The sequence below is a fragment of the Bradyrhizobium sp. 190 genome (genome assembly GCF_023073415.1).
GTDB lineage: Bacteria > Pseudomonadota > Alphaproteobacteria > Rhizobiales > Xanthobacteraceae > Bradyrhizobium.
In genome coordinates this window covers 81,299-107,795 of the sequence record NZ_JADPJL010000063.1, presented here as the reverse complement: position 1 = coordinate 107,795, position 26,497 = coordinate 81,299, and the positions used below count along the sequence as shown (strand labels likewise).

Sequence of the window (26,497 nt, the reverse complement as noted above, 5' to 3'; positions counted from 1 at the left end):
GCCAAATCGGGGCCGCGCCGATGCCACCCCACCGCCATAAACGCCACTCCGCCGCCGCAAATATGGATCGGCGGTTAATGCGCCAGTCATGAAGCACTTGCCAGAATCGGCTTTAGTGCCGCTGGGTGCTGTAGCGTTTTCAAGCGAAAGCCTGCCCCAGACTTGATCCGGGGTGGGTACCGGTTCGCGTCAAGAAAGCGCGTCAAGACGAGAGACTGCTGCCCCGTTCCGGAGTTGCCCATGTTTTCGGTGTTTGTTCCCTCCGAATCCACCCTGAAGAAGCTCACCGCCGCGGATCCGGCGGCGCTGCCGGACAATGCGGTCTGGATCGACCTGTTGAATCCAACGCTGGAGGAGGACCGCGCCGTCGAGCGGCTGGCCGGGATCGCGATACCGACCCGGGAGGACATGCAGGAAATCGAGATTTCCAGCCGGCTCTATATCGAAAACAGCGCCCGCTACATGACGGCGACGCTGATGTGCCAATCCGACACCGACATGCCGAAGACCACGGCCGTCACCTTCATCCTCGCAGGCCACCGCCTTGTGACGGTGCGCTACGACGAGCCGAAGCCGTTTGCCCTGGTCGAGCACAAGCTGGCGCGCTCATGCATGCCCGCGATCTCAGGCGAAATGGTGCTGATGGAACTGCTGGACGCGGTGATCGACCGCTGCGCCGACATTCTGGAGCGCGCCGGCGCCGAGGTCGACCAAGTCTCCCACGACATTTTCGAGCCCGAAAGCGCGCGCCATGGCCAGGCCAAGCGATATTCCCAGATCCTGATCGCGATCGGGCGGAAGGGGGATCTGGTTTCGAAGATCCGGGAGAGCCTGGTCTCGATCGGCCGTGTCGTCACCTTCCTGTCGGCGGTGGTGGAAGGCGCCAAATGGTCCAAGGACATGCGCGAGCAACTCAAGACCATGCAGCGCGACGTCGTCTCGCTGACCGACCATTCGTCCTATCTCTCCAACAAGATCACCTTCACGCTTGACGCCATGCTCGGCGTCGTCAATCTCGAGCAGAACAACATCATCAAGCTGTTCTCGGTGATGGCCGTTGTCCTGATGCCGCCGACGCTGATCGCCTCGATCTACGGCATGAACTTCAAGGCGATGCCGGAACTCGAATGGGCGCACGGCTATCCGATGGCGCTGGTCATGATGCTCATGGCAGCCGTGCTGCCGTACTTTCTCTTCAGGTGGAAGAAGTGGCTGTGAATCAGCGGTTCCTTGCCGTTCCACACCTGCGAAGATCCACTCAACTCCACCGCTAAAATTTGAGCGGTGCGCTGAACGAATGATCGAAACTTGTCTGCGATAAAGTGTCTCTCAGGCCGCGAGGATCCCATGGTTGAGAAACTCATAATGTCGCCACGCAACGTCATCGATCTTGCGCGCTATCAGCAGGGCCGCGTCGTTGGCAAGGCGCAGGCGTTCTCGACGCGGCTTTGCCGGCACTGCGGTGCTGTGCTGGCGGACGGCGAGAACGAGGACGAATGCTCGAGCACGTTCAACGTTGCCGCGACGGCGGTGCGAACCGCGACGCGAAAGTTTTACGCGGAGTGAACGGCGAGAAGGTCGCGTAGGGTGGGCAAAGGCGCGCTTGCGCCGTGCCCACCACTGATCCGCTGACAGAAGGGTGGGCACGCTGCGCTTTGCCCACCCTGCGAGACCGTCACTTCCTAAACGTGCTGGCCGCCGTTGATGTGGATCTCGGCGCCGTTCACGTAGGAACTGGTTTCCGTGCACAGCACATAGATGATCTTCGCCACTTCGTCCGGCGTGCCGAGCCGGTGCATCGGAATCTGCTGCTCGACGATCTTCTCGGTGCCCGGTGACAGGATCGAGGTGTCGATCTCGCCCGGCGCGATCGAGTTGACGCGGACGCCGACGCGGCCGAAATCGGAGGCCATTTCGCGTGTGAGTGAAGCAAGTGCCGCCTTCGAGGTCGCATAGGCGACGCCCGCGAACGGGTGCACGCGCGAGCCCGCGATCGAGGTGACGTTCACCACCGCGCCCTTGGCGTGCTTCAATTCCTCGATCAGGCCGCGCGCCATCATGATCGGCGCGAAGAAGTTGACGCGAAACACGTGGCTCCAGGTTTCGATATCGGTGTCCATGGTGCTGAGTCGGCCGCCATTCGGCGCCTTCGGCGAGATCGCGGCGTTGTTGACCAGCGCATGCAGTTCGTCGTTCTCCAGCCGCTTGCGGATCTCGGAGATCGCGCGTGTCGTGTCGGCGTGGTCGGCGAGGTCGACCTCGATGTGATCCTCCGGGCCTGCGCCCCACGGGCAGACTTCCGGAAAGGCGTGCCGCGAGCAGGTGATGACGCGCCAGCCGGCGGACGAGAACCGGATCGCGGTAGCATGGCCGATGCCGCGGCTGGCGCCGGTCAAGAGCAGCGTGCGCCGCGGCGCGTTGGATGAAGGGGGCATTCAGATTCTCTCGTTCTCCGTCATGCCCGGGCTTGTCCCGGGCATCCACGTCTTGCTTGGTCGCATAGAAAGGAAGTCGTGGATGGCCGGGTCAAGCCCGGCCATGACAAAATCAATCAGGGATAGAGCCGCACCTTGCTCCAGGCTTGTGCCGGCGCATCGCGGCGGAATTCGATGCGGTCGTGCAGGCGGAACGGGCGGTCGTGCCAGAATTCGAAACGCGTGGGGTGAATGCGCCAGCCGCTCCAGCCTTGCGGGCGCGGCACTTCGCCGATCACGTATTTGGCGGCGACCTTGGCGATCGCCTGCTCGAAGGCGAAGCGGCTCTCCAGCGGCTGCGACTGCTTGCTGGCCCAGGCGCCGATCTGCGCCTGCTTGGGCCGCGTGGCGAAATAGGCGTCGGCCTCCTCATCCGTCACCGGCGACACGTTGCCGCGGATGCGGACCTGACGGCGCAGCGACTTCCAGTGAAATAGTAAAGCCGCCTTAGGATTTGCGGCGAGTTCGCGGCCCTTCTGGCTGGCGATGTGGCTGTAGAACACGAAACCATCCGCATCGTAGCCCTTCATCAGCACCATCCGGACGTCAGGCAGCCCGTCAGGGTCGACAGTTGCCAGCGCCATCGCGTTCGGATCGTTCGGCTCGGACTTCACGGCTTCCGCAAACCACTCGGCGAACAGCGCAAACGGTTCCTCGGCCGCGGTAAAATCACCCGATGTTAACGGTGTCGGGTGTTTGATGGAGGTCGTGTCCGTCATGGCAGGAGTCCCAGTTGCGTCCGTTCGCGTCCCAGAGCGCGTTGCAGCCCCGGTACGGGCTCGCCCTATATAGGGTATGGGGACGCGTTGGCCTATCGGCGATCGGGCCGAGCGGCGCGGTGATGACGTTGATTTTGATCGGTCTCGGCTCGGGCGGCTGCAGCATGTCGCGCCCGGACGCCTACGCCAGGATGAGCGCCGCCGACGTCACGGGTTCGCTGGGCAAGCAACCGGGCACGGCGCCGGTGCCGACCGAGAGCGATCTCGCCTTTGCCCGCACCGCCGCCTCCGACGTGCTGACCAAGGGCGACAAGGATTCCAGCCAGCCTTGGGAAAATCCGGAAACCGGCGCGCGCGGCTCGGTGACGCCGCTGTCCCAGGCCTATTCCGCGGAAGACGGGCGCACCTGCCGGGATTTCCTGGCGAGCTACGTCAACGGCCGTGCGGAAAGCTGGCTGCAGGGCGCTGCCTGCAAGGCCGGCAAAGGTCGATGGGAAATCCATACGATCAAGCCCTGGACGCGGGGATAAGGCCTGAAAGGTTTTCAAGCCAAGCCTTCTTCAAGCCAAGCCTTTTTCAAGCAAAGCCTTCGGGGTAGTTGCAAAAATGCAACTGGCTCCCCAGATGAAGCCAAAGCCGGCGAATTGTCCTAAGCTTCAAGAACCGAATTCCCGTGAAGGAGATGTGACGAATGCGCGACCCCTATGAGGTCTTGGGGGTGCCGCGGGGCGCCAGCGCTGCGGCGATCAAGAGTGCCTACCGCAAGCTCGCCAAGAAGCATCACCCGGATAACAACAAGAACGATCCGAAGGCGGCTGCGCGCTTTTCCGAGATCAACTCCGCCAACGAGATCATCGGCGACGAGGACAAGCGCAAGCAGTTCGACCGCGGCGAGATCGACGCCGACGGCAAGCCACGCTTCCAGGGTTTTTCTGGTGGCGGCTTTGGCGGCGGCGACCCGCGCGGCCGCGCCGGTGGAGCGAGCGGCTTCGAATCCTACAGCTTCCGCACCGGTGGCGGTCCGGGCGGCGCGGGCGGGGCAGGCTTTGAGGATATCCTCAACAGCATGTTCGGCGGCGCGGCCAGGGGCGGGCGTCCGGGCGGTGGCCGGACCTTTGAATTCGACACCGGCGGGATCGGTCTCGATCTCGATCTGAACGTCGCGATGACGGTGTCGCTGGAAGAGTCGGTCAAGGGCGGAGAAAAACGCGTCCGCCTGCCGACAGGCAAGGAGCTCAACGTCAGGATTCCGGCAGGCGTCACCGCCGGCCAGCAGATCCGGCTGAAGGGGCAGGGCGAAACCGCGGCGGGCCACCCGCCGGGCGATCTCCTGATTACGGTCAGCATCGCGCCGCACCCCTTTTTCAAGATCGATGGCAGCGATTTGCGCCTGGATCTGCCCATTACGCTCTATGAGGCGGTGCTGGGCGGCAAGGTCCGGGTGCCCACCCTCGGCAGCGCGGTGGAGCTCTCGATTCCGAAAAATACCTCCAGCGGCCGCATCTTCCGCCTCAAGGGCAAGGGTCTGCCCAAGGCGGGAGGAACCGGGGACCTGTTCGTCACTACCCGAATTATTCTGCCCGACGGGAACGATGCCGAACTTGAGGCATTGATGGAAAAGTGGCGCGACGGCCACCCTTATAACCCGCGCAGCGATTTCGGCTGAGTCGAGTGATTCGGCCGCGATTCGTGGCACGAAAACACGCGTCGGACAGTACGGGGCTTGGCAGGAATTTTTCCCGAAAAATCGGCCTATTTCCTTGAAAACAAATGGTTTCTTGGAAAAAGGGGCGGCCTCGAAAGGGGGACCAGCGCGGTACCAAACCCCGATCGAGGCCGCTTGCGCCGATCGGCGGATCGAGCGCCACTCATTTTCGCGTGATCACCCGGTGCATTAATGAGACGCACCGGTGTTTTGATTCCAGATTTTCGATGTCAGAATTGGGACAAGCGCCGCGGTGTTGCCTATCCGCCGCTTTTCTTACCGGCCGCCGCTTTTCTTACCGGTAGATTCTCCGGGTGGTTGGGTGGTCGCAAACTCAGCTTACCCCTGACCACCTGCCACCCCATAGGATCTACGGGTCAGCTCTTCTTCTCCATCTGGTCGTAGACCGCCTGGGCGACCTGAGTCAGCCGTCCGCGGTCGGCGCCGGTAGACACCACCGCATAGACCACGCCGTCATCGGCCCAGAACAGCGTGCTTTCCTTGCCTTCGACCGCGAATCGCATCTGCGTCGCCTCGGCGCTCGATTTTGCGGTGTAGATCGTGAAACGTTCGCCCGAAGCGCTCTCATACATCATGAAGGACGCCGGCCCCCCGGACCCCGGCAACAGCCGCCCGCCGACCAGCTTCAACCCGGCCCCCGCCAGTTCCGGCGCGCGGACGACCCAGCCGCAGCGCTTGGTCAGCCATTGCTGCAAATGGCTGCGTTCGCTGCCCGGCACCTCGACGGGATGCCGCACCTCCACCACGTAAAGCCGGTGCGCTTCGATCGCGTGCACCGTCAGATTTTGGAAAGCGGAGGGCGCTGCCGCCGCGCCGCGCGCGACCCAGCCGATGCCGCCGCCGACGATGAACGCTGCCAGCGTGGCCGCCATCGCGCCGTACACCCATTTGCGCGGCTGCCGCACCAGCCGCTCGATCTCGAGCCGCTTCGGTACTGCTTCGTCGATAACCGAATCGTACCTGGCATGCAGCGCCTCCGCCATCGCGCGCCACGACTGCACCCGCGCGGCATCGTCGGGATGCGAGGCGAGCCACGCCTCGACGTCGCCGCGGCGTTCCGCCGGCAGCTCGTTGTCGACGTAAGCATGCAGCTCGTCTTCGGTGACGGGAATGTTGCGATCGGTCATTGTGGTCGTCTCTGTCTATTCCTGGTCTGTCTGTGCATCACGCCTGCTACACGCATTTTCATTTCACCCGCCGCAGCGCCGTGCGCTCGCCCTCCAAAGAAGCTTTGACATGCGCGCGGGCGCGGGCAAGCCGGGACATTACGGTGCCGATCGGTACGCCCTGGATGTCGGCGACCTCGCGGTAGCTCAGTCCTTCGAGCATCACCAGCAGCAGCACCGAGCGCTGTTCTTCCACCAATGTTGCCAGCGCGCGGGCGATGTCGCGGCCCTCCGCCTCGGTGCCGCTGGCGTCGGGGTTGTTGTCGAGCAGCGGCATGAATTGCGGCCGCCGCGCCAGCGACCGCCGCCGGTTCTTGTTCAAATTGGTCAGGATCGTATAGAGCCAGCTCCTGACGTCGCCGCCGAGAAACAGCCGTTCCGAACGCAACGCGCGCACCAGCGTGTCCTGCACCAGATCGTCGGCGATGTCGCCATCGCGCGCGAGCGCACGTGCATAGCGGCGGAGCGCCGGAATCATGGCTTCGACACTTTGACGAAACGCGCTCATCGGCACCAGTTTGCAAGAGTTGCAAGAGTCGTGAGGCGCGAACGCCTTACCCAACATAACACCCAATTGACGTGTCTATTCCAGCCATTGAGCCGCACCGGAAACAGCGTTAATCCGGGGACGGATTTGGGCTCGACCGCGCTGGAGTGCTGGTGTACCTCCAAGCCCGACAGGGAAGCGCGATGGAAAGTAAGATGTCGCAAAAATCAGGCCTGATGCAGGGCAAGCGCGGGGTTATCCTCGGCGTCGCCAACAACCGCTCGATCGCCTGGGGCATCGCCAAGGCATGCCACGACGCGGGCGCGGAAATCGCGCTCACCTGGCAGGGCGACGCGCTGAAGAAACGGGTCGAGCCGCTGGCGAAGGAGCTGAATGCTCTCCTGCTGGGCCATTGCGACGTCACTGATTCAGCCACCATCGACGCGGTATTCGACGTGCTCCGGGAAAAGTGGGGCAAGATCGACTTCGTGGTCCATGCCATCGCCTTCGCCGACAAGGACCAGCTCGACGGCCGTTATCTGGAGACGACGCAGGACAATTTCTCCAGGAGCATGCTGATCTCCTGCTACTCGCTAACCGCGATCGCGCAACGCGCCGAAAAGCTGATGACCGACGGCGGCTCGATCATCACGCTGACCTATTACGGCGCCGAGAAGTGGATGCCGCATTACAACGTGATGGGCGTTGCGAAGGCGGCCCTCGAAGCCAGCGTGCGCTATCTCGCCGCCGACCTTGGCGAGAAGAACATCCGCGTCAACGCGATCTCGGCAGGTCCCATCAAGACGCTCGCCGCATCCGGCATCGGCGACTTCCGCTACATTCTGAAGTGGAACGAATACAACGCGCCGCTGCGCCGCAACGTCAGCATCGACGAGGTCGGCGACAGCGCGCTGTATCTGTTGTCGGACCTGTCGCGCGGCGTCACCGGCGAGGTGCATCACGTCGATTCCGGATATCACGTCGTCGGCATGAAGCGCCCCGACGCGCCGGACATCTCGCTCTCCAGTTCGCCGAGCAAGGAATAGCCTGATAATCCGATGCCAGCGCCCGTGATCTACTACATTCGCCATGGCGAGACGTCGTGGAATGCGGAAGGCAGGCTGCAGGGCGCGCAGGACGTTCCGCTGAACGATCTCGGCCGCAGGCAGGCGGCCCATGCCGGCAATGTCCTCGCCGGGCTGTTCGCGCGCGACGGCCATGACAAGGCCGCGCTGCCGTTCGTCGCAAGTCCGCTCCAGCGGGCGAGGGCGACGATGGAATTGGTGCGCGGCGCCTTGAAGCTGCCGCCGGAAAAATATGCGCTCGACGATCGCCTGCGCGAGATCGGCTACGGCGTCTGGGAGGGCTCGACGCTGGCCGAGATGCAGGCCGCCGACCCCGTGCTCTATGCCAGGCGGCTGACGGCGAAATGGACGATGGCGCCGGAAGGTGGCGAGACCTACGCCGAAGTGCAGCACCGGATGCGCGACTGGTACGATTCCGTGAAGGGCGACACCGTCGCCGTGGCCCATGGCGGCACCGCGCGGGCGCTGATGGTGGCGCTGGGCATCGAGACCCCGAAGAGCGCCGCGGACCTCCTGATCGAACAGGGCGCCGTCTACGTGTTCCGCGACGGCGGTCTGCGGAAGTATAGTTAATCCCTCCGCCGTCATGCCCGGGCTTGTCCCGGGCATACACGTCTTCCTTCGAATGCGCCGCCAAGCAAGACGTGGATGGCCGGGACAAGCCCGGCCATGACGGGGTGAGAGGTGATTTGACCAGCCCTCTCCACCGCGTTACGAAACGTTGACAATCAACATTAGCGCTAAATGTCGGCAACCGAATTCAAGACACCATGTCCCACAACACCTTCGGCCATCTGTTCCGGGTCACGACCTTCGGCGAAAGCCACGGGATTGCGATCGGCTGCGTGGTCGACGGCTGCCCGCCGCTGATCCCGCTGACCAATGAGGATATCCAGAACGATCTGGATCGCCGCCGTCCGGGACAATCGCGCTTCACCACCCAGCGCCAGGAGCCCGACGCGGTAAAAATCCTGTCCGGCGTGATGGCCCATCCCGAGACCGGCGTGCAGGTGACGACGGGAACGCCGATCGCCCTTTTGATCGAGAATACCGATCAGCGCTCCAAGGACTATTCCGAGATCAAGGACAAGTTTCGCCCGGGTCACGCCGACTTCACCTATGAGGCCAAATATGGCCTGCGCGATTATCGCGGCGGCGGACGTTCATCGGCGCGCGAAACGGCCACGCGCGTCGCCGCCGGCGCCATCGCGCGCAAAATTCTTCCCGACGTGAAGGTGCGCGGTGCGCTGGTGCAGATGGGGCCGCACAAGATCGACCGCGACAAATGGGACTGGGACGAGATCGCGCGCAATCCGTTCAATTGCCCGGACAAGGACAAGGCCGCGTTCTTCGAGCAGTATCTCGACGGTATCCGCAAGAGCGGTTCCTCGATCGGCGCCGTCATCGAAGTGGTCGCCGAAGGCGTGCCGGCGGGATGGGGCGCGCCGATCTACGCCAAGCTCGACGGCGAGTTGGCGGCGGCGATGATGAGCATCAACGCGGTGAAGGGCGTCGAGATCGGCGCAGGCTTTGGCGCTGCCGAATTGTCGGGCGAGGAAAACGCCGACGAGATGCGCACCGGCAATGACGGCACGCGATTCCTCTCCAACAATGCCGGCGGTGTTCTCGGCGGCATCTCGACCGGCCAGCCGGTGGTGGTGCGCTTTGCGGTGAAGCCGACCTCGTCGATCCTCTCGCCGCGCCAGACCGTCGATCGCAAGGGCGCCGACACCGACATCATGACCAAGGGCCGCCACGACCCCTGCGTCGGCATCCGCGCCGTGCCGGTGGGCGAGGCCATGATGGCCTGCGTGCTGGCGGATCACTTCCTGCGCCATCGCGGCCAGGTCGGCGGCTAGCGTCCCGACCTCCCTCACTGCATGGCGTCTGCGATCTTTTCCGCGGCCATCAGGACCGGAAAATTGGTGTTGGCGCACGGCACCACCGGGAAAATCGAAGCGTCGACCACCCGCAATCCCTGCACGCCCTTGACGCGGCCTTGCGTGTCGACGACCGCCATTGGATCGTCTGGCCGGCCCATCCGGCATGAGCAGGAGGCATGCCACACGCCGATTGCCGCCTTGCGCACGAAGGCTTCGAGCGCCTCTTCATCGCTCATGACCTGCTCGAACGTGAAACCTTCGACGATGAAATTGTCGATCATGTAGTGGCGCAACACCGCCGGCCCGTCCATCAGCGTTGCGGCAATGGCGGTGAGGACCTTGTTCTTGGTGTTGACCACGCCGATCTTGCGCACGCGGTCGGAATACGAGGCCGGGAATGGCTTGTCGGTGACCGCCTTGAGCGGCGCGCTCATCTGCAGCGCCGCCATCTTGCGAAAGCCGCTCATCAGGCGGTCGAGATCGCGCCTGTCGGACAACAGGTTGAACTCGACGATCGGCTCTGCCTGCGGGTTGCGCGAAGCGAGTTTCACCTGCCCGGTCTCCGAATAGGTCTTGTTGACGAAGGTGAGCAGCGAGGCGATCTGCTCGCCGACCGAATGCCAGGCCGACTTGGTGAGAACAGCGACGAACATGTCGCCGGCCGGCGTGCCGGCAAGACCCGAGGAGTAGCGCAGCCCCATCTGGATGTGGCGTCGGGTGTGGTCGTTCATGCGCGCGCCACGGCGGACAAAGGACGACAGCGCGATCGAGGGATGATCCATCAGGCGCTGGCCGACGCCCGCTAGGCCCATCAGGACCGGAATGCCCATCTCTTTCAGGTGCCCGACCGGCCCGATGCCGGCGCGCAAGAGATGCGCCGGCGAATGGATAGCACCGCAGGAGAGGATGACCTCGCGACCGCGGAACTCCTGTTCGCGGCCGTCGACCAGCGCCTTCACGCCGACGCATTGCGTGCCCTCGAACAGCAACTCCTTGACTTGCGTGTTGGTCGATATGGTCAGGTTGGTGCGCTTGCGTGTCTCGCGATCGAGATAACCCATCGCGGCCGAGACGCGTTGCTCGTCCTGATTGGAGTGTGTCACCGGGAAATAGCCGTCTGTGAACTCGCCGTTCTGGTCGGGCAGGAACGCAAAGCCCGCAAGCTTGCAGGCCTCGGCCATCGCCTGCGAATGCCCTGTCCAATGCTGCTGCGGAATGCGGCGGACGGGAATGCGGCCGTCCTTGCCGTGGAACGGCCCGTCGAAATCGAGATCGCGCTCGACCTTCTTGAAGTAGGGCAGCACGTCCTTCCAGTTCCAGCCCGTGGCGCCGCGGGCTTCCCACTCCGCGTAGTCGGTCGGCGCGCCGCGATTGGCCATCTGGCCGTTGATGGAGGACCCGCCACCCAGCACGCGCGCCTGCTCATACTTGCGCAGCGGCGGGCGGCCTTCATCAGGGTTGTTGTGGCTGACGATTTGGGTCGTGACCTTGAGCTCGGTCCAGTGGAAGCGCGGATCGAAATACGCCAGCCCTGAATAGCTGTCGCGGATCTCGGGCGGCTCGTTGCCGGGCGGCGTGTCCTGGCCTGCTTCGCAGAGCAGGACTTTGTTGGCGCTCTTTGCGGAGAGCCGGTGGGCCATGACCGAGCCCGCTGATCCGCCGCCGACGATGATGATGTCGTACACTTTTTACGTTTCCCCTGGTTGCGCCGTAAAGCTAGCGCAGCTCCGCCTTCGGGTCACGCCGTCTGTGGGAGCGCGCTTGACGCGCGCTGCAGTTGCGCGGCAAATACGCCGCCATGAATATCGCAGAACTGCAGAAGCTGACCGACTGGCTGATTGACGGCGGGAGGTCGGCGACCAGCCCGACCCGGTTTATGGCCGAGTGCTGCGAACGGATGGTCGCGGCAGGGCTGCCGCTGTGGCGTGTCGGCGTCTTCGTCCGCACGCTGCATCCCGAAATTTACGGGCGCAATTTCATCTGGAAGCCGGGCACCGAGGTCGAGCTGGGCACGGTCGATTACCATATTCTGGTGTCACCGGATTTTCACAACAGCCCGCTGAAGATCGTTTTCCAGCAGGGGCTGGAAGTCCGGGCCCCCATTGACGATCCCGCAAGCAAGCGCTTTCCGATCATCGACGATCTTCGCGCCGAAGGCGTCACGGATTATATCGCGCTGCCGCTGCCCTTCATTGGCGGCACGGTGAACGCATCGAGCTGGACCACCAAGCAGCCGGGCGGGTTCACGGATGAACAATTGGCGGCGCTGCGGAGCCTCGCGAAACCGCTGGCACGGGTGGTCGAGATCTTTAGTTTGAACCGAATGGCTGCGAGCCTGCTCGACACTTATGTCGGCAACAGCGCCGGCGAGCGGATCATGGGCGGCCAGATCAGGCGCGGCCACACCGAGACGATGAATGCTGCGATCTGGCTGTCCGATCTGCGCGGCTTCACGGCGCTGTCGGACCGGCTGCCGGCCGAGACCGTCGTCGAAATTCTGAACCAGTATTTCGATTGCCAGGTCACCGCGATCAAGAAGCATGGCGGCGACGTGTTGAAATATATGGGCGACGGGCTGCTCGCCGTGTTTCCGATCGACGAATATGTCGGCGACGAGCGGCAGGTGTGCTCGCATGTGCTGGAGGCCGCCCACGAATCCCGCGCCAGCGTTGCCAACCTGAACTATCCGGTCGGCGACGCCGTCGAACGATTTCGCTTCGGCGTCGCGCTGCATTTGGGGCGAATTCTCTACGGCAATATCGGCGGCGGCAACCGGCTCGACTTCACCTGCATTGGACCGGCGGTGAATCTGGCGGCGCGGCTGGAAAAGATCGCCAGCCAGACCAAGCGCACCATCGTGGCGTCGGAAGGATTTGCCGGCATCTGCCGGGGAGGCTGGAGCGATCTCGGCGAGTTTCCGGTCGCGGGCTTCGCAAAGGCCGCGCGGGTTTACGGTTTGGCCGACGAGACGTCGGCGGCGTGATGCCGCGCTCCATGTGGCCCTGCAAACAAGACGTTTGCCACGGGCACAGGCGGTTAACGAGGCGTTAACCATACTTGTTCATTTGTTGCTAATCATTTCTCGCGCCGGAGGGTGCTCTCGTGTCGATCTCGGTTGGATCAAACGCAGCCTCTTACCTCAGCTATGCTGGTAATGCTTACGGAGCAGGCAACACGGCCTCGAAAGCCAGTCCTGCCTCAACCGACACCACCGACACGTCCTCACCATCATCCTCGACCTCGGTCACTTTGTCTGACGAGGCCAAGGCCTATCTGGCGCAAACCGCGGCGGACAGCGAACAGCCTTCGGTCGCGACCCTCACTACGAGGGCCCGCGCCTGGTTCGACCAGCAATACGTTGCGCTCGGAACGTCATCGGCGATGCTCGATGGGCAGGTCGCCGTCGATTTTTCCGGTCAGACGCGCGCGACCTTGTCGGTGATCGCTGACAATGCGCAGAGCCAGTTCTCAACGGACGAGGTGACGGCGGCGACCAGGACATTGCAGTCACGATTCAACGACGCCGTGTCTCCCCATGTCGTGATTGCCCGGCACACCGGAGATTATGCAAGCCTTTACGCCGCGGCGTCGGATTATCTCGATCAAGCTGGCGGCGACGAGAAGGCAACGGCGGCCTGGAAAGATCAGAAACAGGCCGTGCTGGAGGGCTTGGTCGCCGCCAGAGCAAGCTTCGGCAAGGCTCCTGTCACCGGCAACCATGCGGACCCGGTGAGAGCGTTGCTCGACAAAGCGCGAACACAAACCTCCTCCACCACGGATTCAAGCCCGGATGCGCTGGTAACCAACGCGCGGGCGATGCTCGACGCGCAAGCGGGTAGCGCCAGGGACAACGGTAAGGACCTGGTATTCACCGGCAGCAGGCAGACCGGGCAGCAGGTAGATTTCACGGACTTCGGCAATCGAACCCTGGCCATCATGGCGTTGAACGCTGATGCGTCATTCTCGGCGCAGGAAGCCAGCGCCGCGAAGGCAGAGCTCAATCAGCGCACACGAAGCGGCGTGCTGAACGCATTCGGCGGCGCCGGCATACAGGCCAACAGTCTGGCGCTGCTCCAGCAATATCAAAAAATGAGCTCCGAGGAGCGAAGCGTTCTCGGCTTCACCGAAGACTACGCCAACAGGATCACTGCAAACTACCGTTCGGCGACATCGATACAGAACAGTCTCGGTGCCGGTGCCGGGCTGGCCGCCTATCTCTAGAGCGTTTTCCAGCGAAGTGGAGACCGGTTCGCGTCAAGAAAACGCGTCAAATCAAAAAAACTAGAGCCCCGTTCCGATTCGATCGGAACGGAAAAGGCTCTAGTGTCGCCCGCTATTCCTCCGGCTCCGTCGTGAACAGCAGCGGATAGCCCTTGGCGCGGCCGGCGTCGGTGGCGCGGGTCGCCTTGGTCTCGGCGACGTCCTTGGTGAAGACGGCGACGACGCAGACGCCGCGCCGGTGTGCTGTTATCATCACCTTGTGGGCCTGGTCCTCGGTCATGCGGAATTCGGCCTTCAGGATGGTGACGACGAATTCGCGCGGCGTGTAATCGTCATTGATCAAGATGACCTTGTGCAGGCGCGGCCGCTCGGTCTTGGTTTTGACCTTGGTTTTTGGCGTGGCGGTGGTATCAGCCATTCCAGCATAGTCCCGAGGCGAGCGAACTTTTTGACGTGTCCGCCGCGCTCAGTTGGCGCGGCAGTCCACCAGACGCTGCGCCATGCTCTGATCGCCGCGGCTGACGGCCGTCTCGATCAGTTTACAGGTTCCGGGCCGGTCCTGAAACTGGGCGTTTGCCGAGAGTTTCAGCTCGATCAGGTCCCCGCGGCGGCGCTTGGCCTCGTGGTCCATATATTCCTTCGGTTCTTCGAACAGGCTCCGGCACAGTTCGACGGCATTCTCCGCCGTCAGCACCGGCTCCGGCTTGGCCGCTTCGGACGGCGCGGTGCCGGACTGCGGCGTCGGAAGCGACAACGCCACCACGAGGCCAAAGGCAAGCAGGCCACTGGAAATAACGAACGTGCGCATCAACGGCGGCAGGCTGTCATTTGCGGGAAGTTTTGGGGGCGTAACCATGATCGTGCCAATGCGGCCCTTCTTGTCCGGCCGCTGGCATCTGTCACGCCGGGCGTCCTGATCGTTCAATTCGGAAACCAGATACCGGGCGACGAAACGCGGTGCGGAACCCGCCGGGCACGCGGGCTGTGGACGAAGCCTGCTCCTAACCCGAATGTGAAGGACAAATGATTTCAGCGCTTTGCGTCGGCCGTTTTGCATGTCACCATCACTGTCGTTCGACGGGAGGGCCGCAATGCGCTGGTATGTCTCGATCGGGGTCGTGCTTGTCGCGGGCGTGCTCGCCGGCGGCGATGTGGCGAGTTTTGCCGCGCCGTATCAGGCGAACCGGCCGGGCCACCAACCGAACGCAGCCAACCGTCAACTGGCCGACAAGGATGCCAATCCGACCGTCGACGTCGAACTCGTCCTCGCCGTCGACGTCTCCTATTCGATGGACCTGGATGAACTCGCGCTGCAGCGGGAGGGTTATGCGCAGGCGATCGTCTCCAAGGAATTTTTGCAGGCGCTGAAGAGCGGCCCGAACGGCCGGATTGCGATCACCTATTTCGAATGGGCGGCCTCCACCGACCAGAAGATCATCATCCCCTGGCGCCTGATCGACGGGCCCGAGACGGCCGACGCGGTCGCCAATGAAATCGTCAAGACCCCGATCCGCCGCGCATCGCGCACCTCGATCTCGGGGGCGATCAACTTCGCCATGCCGCTGTTCGACGAGAGCCCGCACCGCGGCCTGCGGCGCGTGATCGATATTTCCGGCGACGGCCCGAACAACAACGGTGCGCCGGTCGTCATCGCGCGCGATGCCGCGGTAGAGAAGGGCATCGTCATCAACGGCTTGCCGATCATGGTGAAAGAGCCGTCTTACTCCACCATGGATATCGACAATCTCGATTTCTATTACGAGGACTGCGTCATCGGCGGCCCCGGCTCCTTCGTGGTGACGATCAAGGACCGCGACAAGTTCAAGGAAGCGATCCGCACCAAGCTGCTGCTCGAGATCGCGGGCCGTACCCCCGAACGCCCCGTCGTGCCTGCCGCAGGCCGGGAGCCGCGCGTCAACTGCATGATCGGCGAGAAGATCTGGCAGGACAGGTGGGGAAGGTGATGGCTGCGTAGCCTATTCTTACCCTCCCCTGGAGGGGGAGGGTCGCCGCGTAGCGGCGGGGTGGGGTGACGGTCTCTCCACATCCAACAGTGCCCGAGCTGAGAGATCACCCCACCCCGTCTCACGTTTCGCTACGCTCAACGCGAGCCGACCCTCCCCCTCCAGGGGAGGGTGAAGAGAGGGCGCTTACCGCCTGAACCTTGCCACCAATTCCACATGCGGCGTGTGGCGGAATTGGTCGACTGGCGTGACGCCGTCGATCTTATAACCGCCATCGATCAAAATCTTCGCGTCGCGCGCGAATGTCGTGACGTTGCAGGACACCGCGACCACCGTCGGAATCTTGCTGGCCGCGAGCTGCGTCACCTGCGCCTGCGCGCCCTGCCGTGGGGGATCGAACACGACCGCATCATAGTCGCGCAGTTCCTGCGGCATCAGCGGGCGGCGAAACAGGTCGCGCGCCTCGGCCTTGAGCGGCTTCAGCCCTGAGGTGGAAGTCGCGGCCTTCTGCAAGGCTGTGACCGCGCCGGCGTCGCTGTCGAAGGCGGCTATCCGCGACTTTGCCGCCAGTCGCAGGGCGAAGGGGCCTACGCCGCAGAACAGGTCGGCGATGTATTTGCTGCGCTTGCAGTGGTCGGATACCAGCGCGGCGAGCTGCTCTTCACCTGCCACCGTTGCCTGAAGGAACGAGCCGGGCGGCAGCGCCACCTGTGCGGCACCGATCGAAATCACCGGCGGCGTTCGCATCAAGACCAGCTCGCCGTGGCGCGTCAGCCGTGCCAGCCGGTGCTGTTCGGCGATGCGCGACAGCCTTGTGATCAACGCGGTCGACAGCGGGCCGGAGCCACGCACATCGACATCGAGTCCACTGTTGGTCGCGGTGACCTGGATGTCGAGCGGCTTGCCCATCGAAATCAGCGGCTCGGCGATCGCCCAGGCCGCCTCGATCGCGCCGTTCAGATGCGGATCGAGGATCGGGCAGCGGTCGATCGGAATGATGTCGTGCGAACCTGCCGCCGCATAGCCGACCTTGAGCACGTCGTGCGTACCAATCCGCCCGTGCAGGGTGATGCGCCGGCGGCCGGCACCATGGGCATCGAGCAGGGGCGCGACGTCGCAATCGATTCCGGCCTGCGCCAGCGTCGTCACCACGAGCTCGCGCTTCCAGGCGCGATAGGGGCCGGCGTCCCAGTGCTGGATCGCGCAGCCGCCGCAGACGCCGAAATGCGGACAGAACGGCGCGATCCGCTCCATGCTTGCGGTCTCGACCTTGAGCAATCGCCGGCGGTCGGGATGGTGACCGGGAACCGCGCCGACCTCGATCGTTTCGCCGCCCAGCGTGTACGGCACATAGATGTTGCCGCCGCCGGCGATGGCGACGCCATCGCCGTGGTGGCCGACATGGTCGATGACGAGGCGCTCGCTGTCAGCCACGGCGCGCGCCCATGAAGAATTCGATATTGCCGTCGCCGCCGGTGATCGGCGAGGGAAACACCTGGATATCGGTGCAGCCGAGGGAAGTCGCGAATGCCGAGATATCGTCGCAGATTTCCTGATGCACCATCGCATTGCGGATGATGCCGTGCTTGGAATGCTTTCGTTCCGCCTCGAATTGCGGCTTGATCAGCGCCAGCAGATGCATGGGTGCTGCGGCGAGCGACAGCGCCACCGGCAGCACCGCCTTCAGGGAAATGAAGCTGACGTCGATGACGACGATATCGGGCCGTGCCGGCAGGCGCTTGCCCTCGAACTTGCGGATATCGGTTTCTTCCATCGACACAATACGGGGATGGTTGCGCAGCGAGGGATGCAACTGGCTGTGCCCGACATCGATGGCGAACACGAGGCTCGCGCCGTTCTGCAGCAGCACCTCGGTGAAGCCGCCGGTGGAGGCGCCGACGTCGAGGCAGACATGGCCCTCGATCTCGATCGGATACAGTTCCAGGGCGCCTGCGAGCTTGATTCCGCCGCGCGAGACGTACGGGTGTGCGGGCTGCGCGGACAATTCGGCATTGGCGGCGATCATCTCCGACGCTTTCAGCACGGGCCTGCCGTCGGCGGTCACGCCGCCGGCGTCGATCGCCGCGCGGGCGCGGGCGCGGCTTTCGAACAGGCCGCGCTCGACCAGCAGCACGTCCACGCGCTTGCGGGCAGAAGTCTCGCTGTTGCTCGTCTTCGCCAAGGTCAGTCCGATTTGCCTTTGGCGCGATCCGCCGCCAGACGAACGCAGGTCTCGAACGAGGTGAGATCGTGCCAGATATCTGCAGGCCGCTGCCGCGGCGTCACCAGTCTAGCACCATGGAGGTCCAGCGCGTGGATCATCATGAGGTTGTCGGGCAGACCGAAATCTTCCACCGTCAGCCCGTCGCCGTCGATCAGATGGCCGGTCGTGGATTTGGTCATGTCATAGATCCGCTTTACGCGCTCAACATAGACTGCGGGGTCGTTGCTATAGGCCAGACAGAATTTGCCGCGGCCCGCCATGTAGCCAAGTTCATAGACCGTGCCGGCGTCGGCACTTGGGCCGCGAAACGGCGTAAGGTTGGCGATGATCGCGTCCGCCGCGTCCATCATGGCCTCGTTACCCGCAAAGATCGCGAGCGAAGCATCGGCGGCCGAAAGATCGACCGCACTGTCGAGCGGATAGAGCCCGCTCACGCCATGGCGGGCGCAGATCGCGGCTTTGCGGCGCCCGATCTCGATCGAGTCCGGCAGGAACACGTCGGGACCCGCCAGGTAGATCTTCATGAGGATTACCGGCGAAAGAGCCAGCTCTTCGGTTCTGATCAAGTCAGAACCGAAGCGGCTACCGTCTCAGGCGAGCTTGACGGTCTCGGTCTTGTAGTCCTTGCCGAGCGCATCGAACACCTTGGCGACGATGCCCTTGGCGTCGAGTCCGGCATGGGCATACATCGCGTTCGGCGAGTCGTGGTCGATGAACTCGTCGGGCAGGATCATCGCGCGCATCCGCAAGCCGCCGTCGAGCATGCCGTGGTCGGACAGCGTCTGCATCACGTGCGAGCCGAAGCCGCCGATCGAGCCTTCCTCGATGGTGAGCAGCACCTCGTGGTCGCGCGCCAGCTTCAGAACCAGGTCGACGTCGAGCGGCTTCATGAAGCGGGCGTCGGCGATGGTAGTGGAGAGGCCGTGGGCGGCGAGTTCGTCGGCCGCCTTTTCGCATTCGGCCATGCGCGTGCCGAACGAGAGCAGGGCGATCTTGTTGCCCTGGCGGACGATGCGGCCCTTGCCGATATCGAGCGGGATGCCGACCTCGGGCATTTCGACACCGCGGCCTTCGCCGCGCGGATAACGCAGCGCGCTCGGGCGGTCGTTGATCGCGACCTGCGTGGCGACCATGTGCACCATTTCGGCCTCGTCGGATGCCGCCATGATGACGAAGTTCGGCAGGCAGCCGAGATAGGCATTGTCGAACGAACCGGCATGGGTTGCGCCGTCGGCGCCGACCAGGCCGGCACGGTCGATTGCAAAACGTACAGGCAGGCTCTGGATCGCGACGTCGTGGACCACCTGGTCGTAGCCGCGCTGCAGGAAGGTCGAGTAGATCGCGCAGAACGGCTTGTAGCCTTCGGTGGCGAGGCCCGCTGCGAAGGTTACCGCATGCTGCTCGGCGATGCCGACGTCGAAGGTCCGGTCCGGGAAGGCCTTGTTGAAGATGTCGACGCCGGTGCCGGACGGCATCGCCGCGGTGATGGCGACGATCTTCTCATCCTTCTCGGCTTCCTTGACGAGGCTCGCGCCGAACACGTTCTGGTAGGCCGGTGCGTTCGGCTTGGCCTTGGCCTGCGCGCCGGTGGCGACGTCGAACTTGACCACCGCGTGATATTTGTCGGCGGCGGCCTCCGCCGGACCATAGCCCTTGCCCTTTTGCGTCACGACGTGGACCAGGATCGGGCCGGTTTCCATATCGCGGACGTTCTTCAGAACGGGCAGCAGATGGTCGAGATTGTGGCCGTCGATCGGGCCGACATAGTAGAAGCCGAGCTCCTCGAACAGCGTGCCGCCATCCATCATGAAGCCGCGGGAATATTCTTCGACACGGTTGGCGCGGTTGGCGAGGATCTTCGGCAGACGCTTGTTGATCTGTTTGGCCGCCTCGCGCAGCGAGCGGTAGGTCTTGCCGGAGTAGAGGCGGGACAGATAGGCGCTCATCGCGCCGACCGGCGGCGCAATCGACATGTCGTTGTCGTTGAGGATCACGATCAGGCGCGAATTCATCGCACCGGCATTGTTCATCGCTTCATAGGCCATGCCGGCGGACATTGCGCCGTCGCCGATCACGGCAATGACGTTGTTCTTGCCGCCGGAGAGATCGCGCGCCACGGCCATGCCGAGGCCGGCGGAGATCGAGGTCGAGGAGTGCGCGGCGCCGAACGGATCATAGTCGCTCTCGGTGCGCTTGGTGAAGCCGGACAGGCCGCCGCCGGTGCGCAGCGTGCGGATACGGTCGCGGCGGCCGGTCAGGATCTTGTGCGGGTAGGCCTGGTGGCCGACGTCCCAGATCAGGCGGTCGCGCGGCGTGTCGAAGATGTAGTGGATCGCGGTGGTGAGTTCCACGACGCCGAGGCCGGCGCCGAAGTGGCCGCCGGTCACCGACACGGCGTCGATGGTTTCCTGGCGGAGTTCGTCCGCGACCTGGCGCACTTGCTCGATCTTGAGCTTGCGAAGATCGTCGGGCGTGCGGATGGTATCGAGAAGCGGCGTTTTACTAAATGTGGTCACTGCGATGTTCCAATTTTGCATGTCAGGGCCAAGCGGCCCGACGCGAGACGGGAAGCGCGTTAACCGCGCCGTGAAAATCCAGACCCCGGTGCCATCTCGGCGGGCCGGTACCTGATTTGAAAGCCTAGATGCACTCCGGCTTAAACCATGTGATATGCATCACGTTAGTAGCTTCTAAACCCTTCCCGGTTCAGTTTCTTTAGCTATTTGAAGCGCTTGCTGCCGTCGAAAGTTAGCCGGCAGGCTGCTCTCCCAAGCCCACAGAACGGCAAGCTTTACACCAAAGCCGCCGCCAAAGCCAACCCGGAGAGCCAATTCGGTTCCCGGGGGAGCGAATCGGAAAACCGCGATTTTTCAACCGCTGCGGCGGGCGGATGGTTCCATTTTACCCAAATCGGCGGCACTTGAGGCCGCCATCGTGGCGGCTTCGATCCTTTTCCAGGCCCGATCGCGCACTCCGGAATCACCGGTGGCGACATCAAGCGCGGCGTCGGGGACGGCCATGCGCGCGCTGAGCGGGACCGGTCCGCAGACGATCATGAAGAAGTCGTAGGCGTTGGGCCGTTCGTTGGCCATCACGAACTGGAAATGCACGCGGAAGAACTGCCAGCGGAATTTTCTGTAGTGTTCGGGCTGGATGATGTCGCGGAAGCGCACCGGCACGATCTTCGGGTTGCGCCTGGCGGAGCCAACGTCGATGCCATGGCTCGTGATCGGATCGAACTGGTAGAAATTCATCACGTCCTTGCGGGCCTGACAGTCGATCCAGTCGATCGACGGCTCGATGGCGAGCATCCGCAGATGGTCGCGGAACTGCTGCGACACGGCGTGATAGCCGACGATCGGGAAATTGCCGCCGATCGTCAGCAGCACGATCCGCGGACCGTGACGGCCGAGCGCGGGGTCGAGCTTCAGCGCGCGCGCCAGCATTTCCGTCGACAGGAACGAACCGGAGCTATGGCCGACGATGACGATTTCTTCGGCGTCGGTGCTTTTGGCTGTCTTGACCAGATGCTGCGCGAAGCGGTCGATGCGCTGGTCCCATTCGGGGCGTTCTCTGCGCGAGAACTCCCAGGTCCAGATCGTGTCGCACAGGAGATAGAGCACGTAAGTGGCGTTCTCCGTGTATTTCAGCACGGTGCCGAGCAGGGCGACGAAGAGCGCGATCGCGATGGCGATGCTGAAAATGTCGGGGATGCCGAGCGCATTCAGCCCCTTCTCGAAGACAAAGGCGATGGCTGCGGCGCCCGCGGCCTCCAGCAACAGCATCAGGTGCGGATAGGTGATGAAAGTTGCAAAACGCCAGTTCGCCTTGCCGAAGCGGGCGATGGTGCCGGAGAAGACCAGTCGCCAGTAGATCCACACCGCGCTGAACACCGTGCGCCAGATCGGCGACGCCAGATCTTGCTGGATGAAGTCTTCGAACCGGAGGAAATCGTAGGCCGTGCGGGTCTGCCAATCCTCCGCCTTGGTATCGATGGTCCAGGACGCGATCTCGTCGTCGGCAGCGACCTTGGGCCGGCTGATGGTGGCCTGGAGCTGGTAAAGCCGGCCGAACTTGCGCAGCTCGGTCCGGAACATGCGGTAATATTGCGCCAGCCCGCGCGGATCGTAGCCCTGAATATAGATGATATGGCGGTGCTGGACGCGCACGTACTGTCCCCGGAGTGATGGCCGACTATAACAGGCTGGGCAGGGCGCCAAGAACTAAATCGGTAACTAAATCGGCGACTAGATCGGCGACCCAACTGACCGGTTATTCAGCCGTTCGGTGGGAGGCGAGCGCCGAATTCGCCCCGGATTCTCTCGGTTATGCCAGGCGAGACTGGTGGGGTGATATTCCACCCCGGCCGAATCACTGCACGTCGAGCGGCTCGGTTCCGGTGACCTGGCCGTTTGCATCGGTGGTGATCTTGTCGACGCGGGCCTCGGCCTGCCGCAGCAATTCTTCGCAGCGGCGCTTCAGCGCCTCGCCGCGCTCATAGATCGTGACCGATTCCTCCAGCGGCACCTTGCCGTCCTCCAGCCGCTTCACGATCGATTCGAGTTCCTCCATCGCGCGCTCGAAGGAAAGTTTTTTGACGTCCATCTGGGTATTTTCGGCCATATCAGGTTCCCGAATGCGCCCCCTAAGAGCGCAGAATCAAATAACAATTTTGCGCGCCTATTGTGGCGGGGATTTACGCGCCCATCAATGCGGTGACATGCGACGCAACCGACTCTTTCAGCCCCTGCAGGTCGTAGCCGCCCTCCAGCACTGACACAACCCGCCCACCTGCGCTTGCCTCGGCCTGGTCCATCAGCTTGCGCGTGACCCAGCCGAAATCATCGGCCTTCAGATTGAGCGAGGCCAGCGGATCGCGGTAATGCGCGTCGAAGCCGGCGGAGATGATCACCAGTTCCGGCGAGAATTTCTGCAACTGCGGCAGGATCAGGTTTTCGAACGCTGCGCGGAACTTGGCGCTGCCGTCTTCGGAAGCCAGCGGCGCATTGACGATGGTGTCGTGCTCGCCGCGCTCGCCGCTGGCGCCGGTGCCGGGAAACAGCGGCATCTGGTGCGTCGAGCAATACATCACGGTCGGATCGTGCCAGAAAATGTCCTGCGTGCCGTTGCCGTGATGGACGTCGAAATCGACGATCGCCGCGCGGCCGATGCCGTATTTGCGCTGGGCGTGGCGGGCGGCAATGGCGACATTGTCGAAGAAGCAGAAGCCCATCGGCTTCGAGACCTCGGCATGATGGCCGGGCGGGCGCACCGCGACGAACGCATTCCGGTGGGCGCCGGACATGACAGCGTCGGTTGCCGCCACCGCGCCGCCGACGCCGCGCATGACAGCTTCCCAGGTGCCCGGCGACATCGAGGTGTCGCCGTCGATATAGATCATGCCGCTTTGCGGGGCGATGTGCCGGAGCTCGCCGACATAATGCTCGCCATGGCACAGCGTGACGGAATCGAGATTGCCTTCCGGCGCCTCGCTGCGCGTGAGCGGCTTGAAGCGATCTTCGGCCATAACCTCAGCAACTGCGCGCAGCCGGTCCGGACGCTCGGGGTGTCCCGGAGGCGTGACATGGTCGAGACATGCGGAATGGGTCAGAAGGAGTGTCATGCAAGATCCTGGCGTTAAGGCGCGCCGGCGAGGAGGGGCTAATCTAGGCCGTTAGGAGCCGCTCGGAAAGGCCTACGGAATGGCATCAAGAAGATGATGGCTTTTCTTCGAATCGGCATTCCGTGTCCCGGACGCGGTGCAGCGTCGCTTGACGATGCACCGCAGAGCCGGGACCCATCGCAGCAGCGTGTGGACTCCGGATCAGCCGCGCACCACGCCGCGGGTCGAAGACGCGCGCGAACGCGCTGTTGGCGCTGCGCAGCATCCGGGGAACGCGGCGCGTCGCGCGTCGCTGCTAATTTATCCTGATGATGCGATCGGCTGCGGTCGGGCCGATCGGGCTGCTGGCCAGAAAATAGCTGTTCAGTGCGTCGCTGTCGTAGATGCCGGTCTGCGGCGCGGTTCCCTCCGTGAGCACGGTGAAACCGTCGCCGCCGACGAACAGGAAGTTGTTGACGGTGACGCGATAGCTCGCGGCGGGATCGAGCGGTTGTCCGTTCAGCGACATGCGTTCCGCAAGCACGCGTTCGCCGTCAGGCCGGGCAGCGTCCCACGCGTAAGAAAAACCCTTGGACACCTGCAGGATCCTTGGCCGTTTCGGATCGAGCCATTGCTGCTCCAGCATGTCCTTGATCTGCTTGCCGGTCAGCGTGACCGTCACCAGTTGATTGCGGAACGGCTGGCTGGCGAACAGGTCGCCATAGGTCACCGCGCCGTTCTCTCTGTGCGTTACGTCGGCGCGCACGCCGCCGGGATTGGTGAAGGCGATGACGGCGCCGCCTTTTTCCTCGGCGCGGGTCGCGGCGAGTTGCGCGTCGGCGATGATGTCGCCGAGCGGACTTTCGCCGGCAGCGTTGGGCACGCGCGACAGCGTTGCCGTCGCCGAACCCGCCGGACGGTTGGCGATTGGCGCAGCCAGCCTATCGTAGGATTCAATCAGCGCGGTTTGCTGGATGTCCTTCGCGAGCGTTGCGGTGCGGACGATGGTGTTGTCGGCTTTGGCGCTGACGACATCGCGCGTCGTTGGATCGAGCTTGAGATCGATCGCGGTGACGAGCGTGCCGTATTTGTCGCCTGATGTGACGAGCCGCCCGTCGATCTCGCAGACATAGGCGCGGTGGGTATGGCCGGAGACCACGACGTCCACCGCATGATCGAACTTCTTGACGATATCGACGATCGGCCCCGAAACGCCAGGGCATTCATTGTAGTCGCCCGTCGGCAATCCGCCTTCGTGGATCAGCACGACGATGGCCTCGACGCCGCGCGCCTTCAATTCCGGGATCAGCGCATTCACCGTACTGGCTTCGTCGCGAAATTCGAGGTCGGCAACGCCTGTCGGCGAGACGAGGCCCGGGGTGCCCTTCAAGGTCAGGCCGATGAAGGCGACCGGAATGCCGTCGAACTCCCTGATGTCGTAAGCGGGAAACACCGTCTTGCCGCTGCTCTTCTCGAACGTGCTGGCGGCGAGATAGCGAAATTTCGCACCCGTAAACGGATGCGGACCCTGGCATTTGTCGAGCGGGTGGCAGCCGCCATTCTGCATCCGCAGCAGTTCATCCTTGCCCTCGTCGAATTCGTGATTGCCGACCGAGGAAATATCCAGCCCCATCATCGACAGCGCCTCGATCGTCGGCTCGTCATGGAACATCGCCGACAAAAACGGGCTGGCGCCGATCAGGTCGCCGGCCGCGACGAAGATCGTGTTCTTGTGGCCCTCGCGAAGCTGGCTGACCAGCGTCGCCATGTGTTCGGCGCCGCCGGCGGGGACGGTGATCTTCTTCGTCCTGTCTTCGGGATCGGTGATGGTGATCCCACCCGGCGGCGGGCGAAGGTAGCCGTGAAAATCATTGATCGCGAGAATGCGCAGGTCGATCGGCGCGGGGGTCTGGGCGAGCGATGACGCGGCAAGCGTCGTGATGATCGCGAACGCAAGGATGGGACGGAAGAGAATTTTCATGGCACCGATATGCGGGATCAAGGCTGGACTTCGTAGGGTGGGCAAAGCGTAGCGTGCCCACCAACACACGATCGAACTTGCTCTAAGTAAAGATGGTGGGCACGGCGCTCACGCGCCTTTGCCCACCCTACACGATAGTTACCCCTTCTTCCGTGCAAAGAACGCCTTGAACGCGGCGACCGCTTCCTTGGAGCGCATCCGTTCGCCGAACAGATGGCCTTCCTGGTCGATCCGGCGCGTCATGTCCTCAGGCGGCAGTTTCAACAATTTTCGCGAGATCGCGACCGCTTCCGCCGGCAGATGGCAAATCTCGCGGGCCACCTTGCGCGCCTCGGCCTCGGTATGGCCCGGCGCCACCACAACATTGACGAAGCCGGCTTCGCGCGCGTCGTCGGCGGAGAAGGTTCGCCCCATCACCAGCAGGGAGAAGGCGCGCTGGTGACCCATGGTGCGCGGCATCAGCAGACTGGACGCGCCTTCCGGCACCAGCCCGAGATGGATGAAGGGCGTCGAGAAGGTCGCGGTCTTGCTGGCGAGCACGTAGTCGCAATGGAACAGCATCGTGGTGCCGATGCCGATCGCGACGCCGTCGACGGCGGCGATGATCGGCTTGACGTTGTGCGCCAGCGAATAAAGGAATTTTGCGGCATTGGAAGCGCGCGGTACATCGCTGTTGGAGGTGCCGTCCTTGAGAAAATCTTCCAGATCGTTGCCGGCGGTGAATACGCCGGAGCCGCCGGTGATGATGATGCAGCGGATATCGGGATTGTTCTGCGCCGTGTCGATGGCGTCGCTCATGGCGCGATACATGTCTTGCGTGATCGCGTTCTTCTTCTCGGGCCGCCTCAACGTGATCACGCGCGTCGCATCTTCGTCCGACACAATGAGGTGCCCGGTCATGAACTTGCCTCTAAAGCAGGCGGCGACGGTGCCGCTGGCCAATCATCCGGCCATATCCTACATGA

General features: G+C 63.4%; 26 protein-coding genes. 10 read left to right on the top strand and 16 right to left on the bottom strand.

All coding sequences use genetic code 11. The features are described 5' to 3' along the window. Positions 1-240 precede the first annotated feature (240 nt). Together IVB22_RS31570 and IVB22_RS31565 are read left to right on the top strand one after the other, a co-directional pair. Positions 241-1,218, top strand: coding sequence for a magnesium transporter CorA family protein (locus IVB22_RS31570; RefSeq protein WP_247521075.1), 978 nt, complete (start codon positions 241-243; stop codon positions 1,216-1,218). 129 nt (positions 1,219-1,347) lie between these two features. Continuing rightward, positions 1,348-1,566 carry a hypothetical protein gene (locus tag IVB22_RS31565; RefSeq protein ID WP_247521074.1) on the top strand — a complete coding sequence of 73 codons (219 nt, stop codon included), beginning with the start codon at positions 1,348-1,350 and terminating at the stop codon, positions 1,564-1,566. Positions 1,567-1,682: 116 nt separating this feature from the next. Here the strand turns inward: IVB22_RS31565 and IVB22_RS31560 are convergent, their stop codons facing one another. Together IVB22_RS31560 and pdxH are read right to left on the bottom strand one after the other, a co-directional pair. Continuing rightward, positions 1,683-2,435 (bottom strand): SDR family NAD(P)-dependent oxidoreductase, encoded by a 753-nt coding sequence (locus IVB22_RS31560; RefSeq protein WP_247521073.1) that lies wholly within the window; start codon positions 2,433-2,435, stop codon positions 1,683-1,685. 116 nt (positions 2,436-2,551) lie between these two features. After that, entirely contained in the window at positions 2,552-3,193 is a 642-nt protein-coding gene (pdxH, locus tag IVB22_RS31555; protein ID WP_247521072.1) for a pyridoxamine 5'-phosphate oxidase, read from the bottom strand. A gap of 122 nt (positions 3,194-3,315) precedes the next feature. On the opposite strand from pdxH, the gene IVB22_RS31550 reads away from it, so the two are divergent. Continuing rightward, positions 3,316-3,723: an RT0821/Lpp0805 family surface protein gene (locus IVB22_RS31550; RefSeq protein WP_247521071.1), complete on the top strand. Its 408-nt coding sequence runs from the start codon at positions 3,316-3,318 to the stop codon at positions 3,721-3,723. A gap of 161 nt (positions 3,724-3,884) precedes the next feature. Next, positions 3,885-4,859, top strand: a complete 975-nt coding sequence (locus tag IVB22_RS31545) for a DnaJ C-terminal domain-containing protein (RefSeq protein ID WP_247521070.1) — start codon at positions 3,885-3,887, stop codon at positions 4,857-4,859. Positions 4,860-5,275: 416 nt separating this feature from the next. Here IVB22_RS31545 and IVB22_RS31540 read toward each other — a convergent pair whose 3' ends face one another. Together IVB22_RS31540 and IVB22_RS31535 are read right to left on the bottom strand one after the other, a co-directional pair. Continuing rightward, on the bottom strand, positions 5,276-6,046 hold the full coding sequence (locus IVB22_RS31540; RefSeq protein ID WP_247521069.1) for an anti-sigma factor: 771 nt from the start codon (positions 6,044-6,046) through the stop codon (positions 5,276-5,278). 58 nt (positions 6,047-6,104) lie between these two features. Continuing rightward, positions 6,105-6,593, bottom strand: a complete 489-nt coding sequence (locus tag IVB22_RS31535) for an RNA polymerase sigma factor (RefSeq protein ID WP_247521068.1) — start codon at positions 6,591-6,593, stop codon at positions 6,105-6,107. Between the two features lie 194 nt (positions 6,594-6,787). Between IVB22_RS31535 and fabI the strand changes: the two genes are divergently transcribed. From fabI to aroC, 3 genes are all read left to right on the top strand, one after another. Next, complete coding sequence (fabI, locus tag IVB22_RS31530; protein ID WP_247521067.1) at positions 6,788-7,618, top strand: enoyl-ACP reductase FabI; 831 nt, start codon at positions 6,788-6,790, stop codon at positions 7,616-7,618. 12 nt (positions 7,619-7,630) lie between these two features. After that, complete coding sequence (locus IVB22_RS31525; protein ID WP_247521066.1) at positions 7,631-8,230, top strand: histidine phosphatase family protein; 600 nt, start codon at positions 7,631-7,633, stop codon at positions 8,228-8,230. Positions 8,231-8,427: 197 nt separating this feature from the next. Beyond that, on the top strand, positions 8,428-9,516 hold the full coding sequence (gene aroC, locus IVB22_RS31520) for a chorismate synthase (RefSeq protein WP_247521065.1): 1,089 nt from the start codon (positions 8,428-8,430) through the stop codon (positions 9,514-9,516). Positions 9,517-9,530: 14 nt separating this feature from the next. Here the strand turns inward: aroC and IVB22_RS31515 are convergent, their stop codons facing one another. Further along, positions 9,531-11,225, bottom strand: a complete 1,695-nt coding sequence (locus IVB22_RS31515) for a GMC family oxidoreductase (protein ID WP_247521064.1) — start codon at positions 11,223-11,225, stop codon at positions 9,531-9,533. Positions 11,226-11,338: 113 nt separating this feature from the next. Here IVB22_RS31515 and IVB22_RS31510 point away from each other — a divergent pair, with 113 nt between their 5' ends. Next, positions 11,339-12,523: an adenylate/guanylate cyclase domain-containing protein gene (locus IVB22_RS31510; RefSeq protein ID WP_247521063.1), complete on the top strand. Its 1,185-nt coding sequence runs from the start codon at positions 11,339-11,341 to the stop codon at positions 12,521-12,523. A 398-nt stretch (positions 12,524-12,921) separates the two neighbouring features. After that, complete coding sequence (locus IVB22_RS31505; RefSeq protein ID WP_247521062.1) at positions 12,922-13,761, top strand: hypothetical protein; 840 nt, start codon at positions 12,922-12,924, stop codon at positions 13,759-13,761. 112 nt (positions 13,762-13,873) lie between these two features. Here IVB22_RS31505 and clpS read toward each other — a convergent pair whose 3' ends face one another. Together clpS and IVB22_RS31495 are read right to left on the bottom strand one after the other, a co-directional pair. Next, positions 13,874-14,179, bottom strand: a complete 306-nt coding sequence (gene clpS / locus IVB22_RS31500; RefSeq protein ID WP_247521061.1) for an ATP-dependent Clp protease adapter ClpS — start codon at positions 14,177-14,179, stop codon at positions 13,874-13,876. A gap of 48 nt (positions 14,180-14,227) precedes the next feature. Further along, positions 14,228-14,686: a hypothetical protein gene (locus IVB22_RS31495; protein ID WP_247521060.1), complete on the bottom strand. Its 459-nt coding sequence runs from the start codon at positions 14,684-14,686 to the stop codon at positions 14,228-14,230. A 166-nt stretch (positions 14,687-14,852) separates the two neighbouring features. On the opposite strand from IVB22_RS31495, the gene IVB22_RS31490 reads away from it, so the two are divergent. Then, the gene (locus IVB22_RS31490) at positions 14,853-15,725 is read left to right on the top strand and encodes a DUF1194 domain-containing protein (protein WP_247521059.1); all 873 of its coding nucleotides are present in this window, start codon (positions 14,853-14,855) and stop codon (positions 15,723-15,725) included. 186 nt (positions 15,726-15,911) lie between these two features. Here IVB22_RS31490 and IVB22_RS31485 read toward each other — a convergent pair whose 3' ends face one another. From IVB22_RS31485 to IVB22_RS31445, 9 genes are all read right to left on the bottom strand, one after another. After that, positions 15,912-17,159, bottom strand: coding sequence for a class I SAM-dependent RNA methyltransferase (locus IVB22_RS31485; RefSeq protein ID WP_247521058.1), 1,248 nt, complete (start codon positions 17,157-17,159; stop codon positions 15,912-15,914). Beyond that, entirely contained in the window at positions 17,152-17,907 is a 756-nt protein-coding gene (locus tag IVB22_RS31480) for a TlyA family RNA methyltransferase (protein WP_247521057.1), read from the bottom strand. Before IVB22_RS31480 ends, IVB22_RS31485 begins: the two co-directional genes overlap by 8 nt. Positions 17,908-17,909: 2 nt before the next feature. Beyond that, positions 17,910-18,473 carry a nucleoside 2-deoxyribosyltransferase gene (locus IVB22_RS31475; protein ID WP_247521056.1) on the bottom strand — a complete coding sequence of 188 codons (564 nt, stop codon included), beginning with the start codon at positions 18,471-18,473 and terminating at the stop codon, positions 17,910-17,912. A gap of 66 nt (positions 18,474-18,539) precedes the next feature. Then, the gene (dxs, locus tag IVB22_RS31470; protein WP_247521055.1) at positions 18,540-20,486 is read right to left on the bottom strand and encodes a 1-deoxy-D-xylulose-5-phosphate synthase; all 1,947 of its coding nucleotides are present in this window, start codon (positions 20,484-20,486) and stop codon (positions 18,540-18,542) included. A 333-nt stretch (positions 20,487-20,819) separates the two neighbouring features. After that, positions 20,820-22,118, bottom strand: a complete 1,299-nt coding sequence (locus IVB22_RS31465; protein ID WP_247521054.1) for a hypothetical protein — start codon at positions 22,116-22,118, stop codon at positions 20,820-20,822. A gap of 202 nt (positions 22,119-22,320) precedes the next feature. Continuing rightward, positions 22,321-22,572 carry an exodeoxyribonuclease VII small subunit gene (locus IVB22_RS31460; RefSeq protein WP_247521053.1) on the bottom strand — a complete coding sequence of 84 codons (252 nt, stop codon included), beginning with the start codon at positions 22,570-22,572 and terminating at the stop codon, positions 22,321-22,323. Between the two features lie 73 nt (positions 22,573-22,645). After that, the gene (locus IVB22_RS31455; protein WP_247521052.1) at positions 22,646-23,572 is read right to left on the bottom strand and encodes a histone deacetylase family protein; all 927 of its coding nucleotides are present in this window, start codon (positions 23,570-23,572) and stop codon (positions 22,646-22,648) included. Positions 23,573-23,867: 295 nt separating this feature from the next. Then, the gene (locus IVB22_RS31450) at positions 23,868-25,532 is read right to left on the bottom strand and encodes a bifunctional UDP-sugar hydrolase/5'-nucleotidase (RefSeq protein WP_247521051.1); all 1,665 of its coding nucleotides are present in this window, start codon (positions 25,530-25,532) and stop codon (positions 23,868-23,870) included. A 138-nt stretch (positions 25,533-25,670) separates the two neighbouring features. Next, positions 25,671-26,432, bottom strand: a complete 762-nt coding sequence (locus IVB22_RS31445) for a crotonase/enoyl-CoA hydratase family protein (RefSeq protein ID WP_247521050.1) — start codon at positions 26,430-26,432, stop codon at positions 25,671-25,673. Positions 26,433-26,497 lie beyond the last annotated feature (65 nt).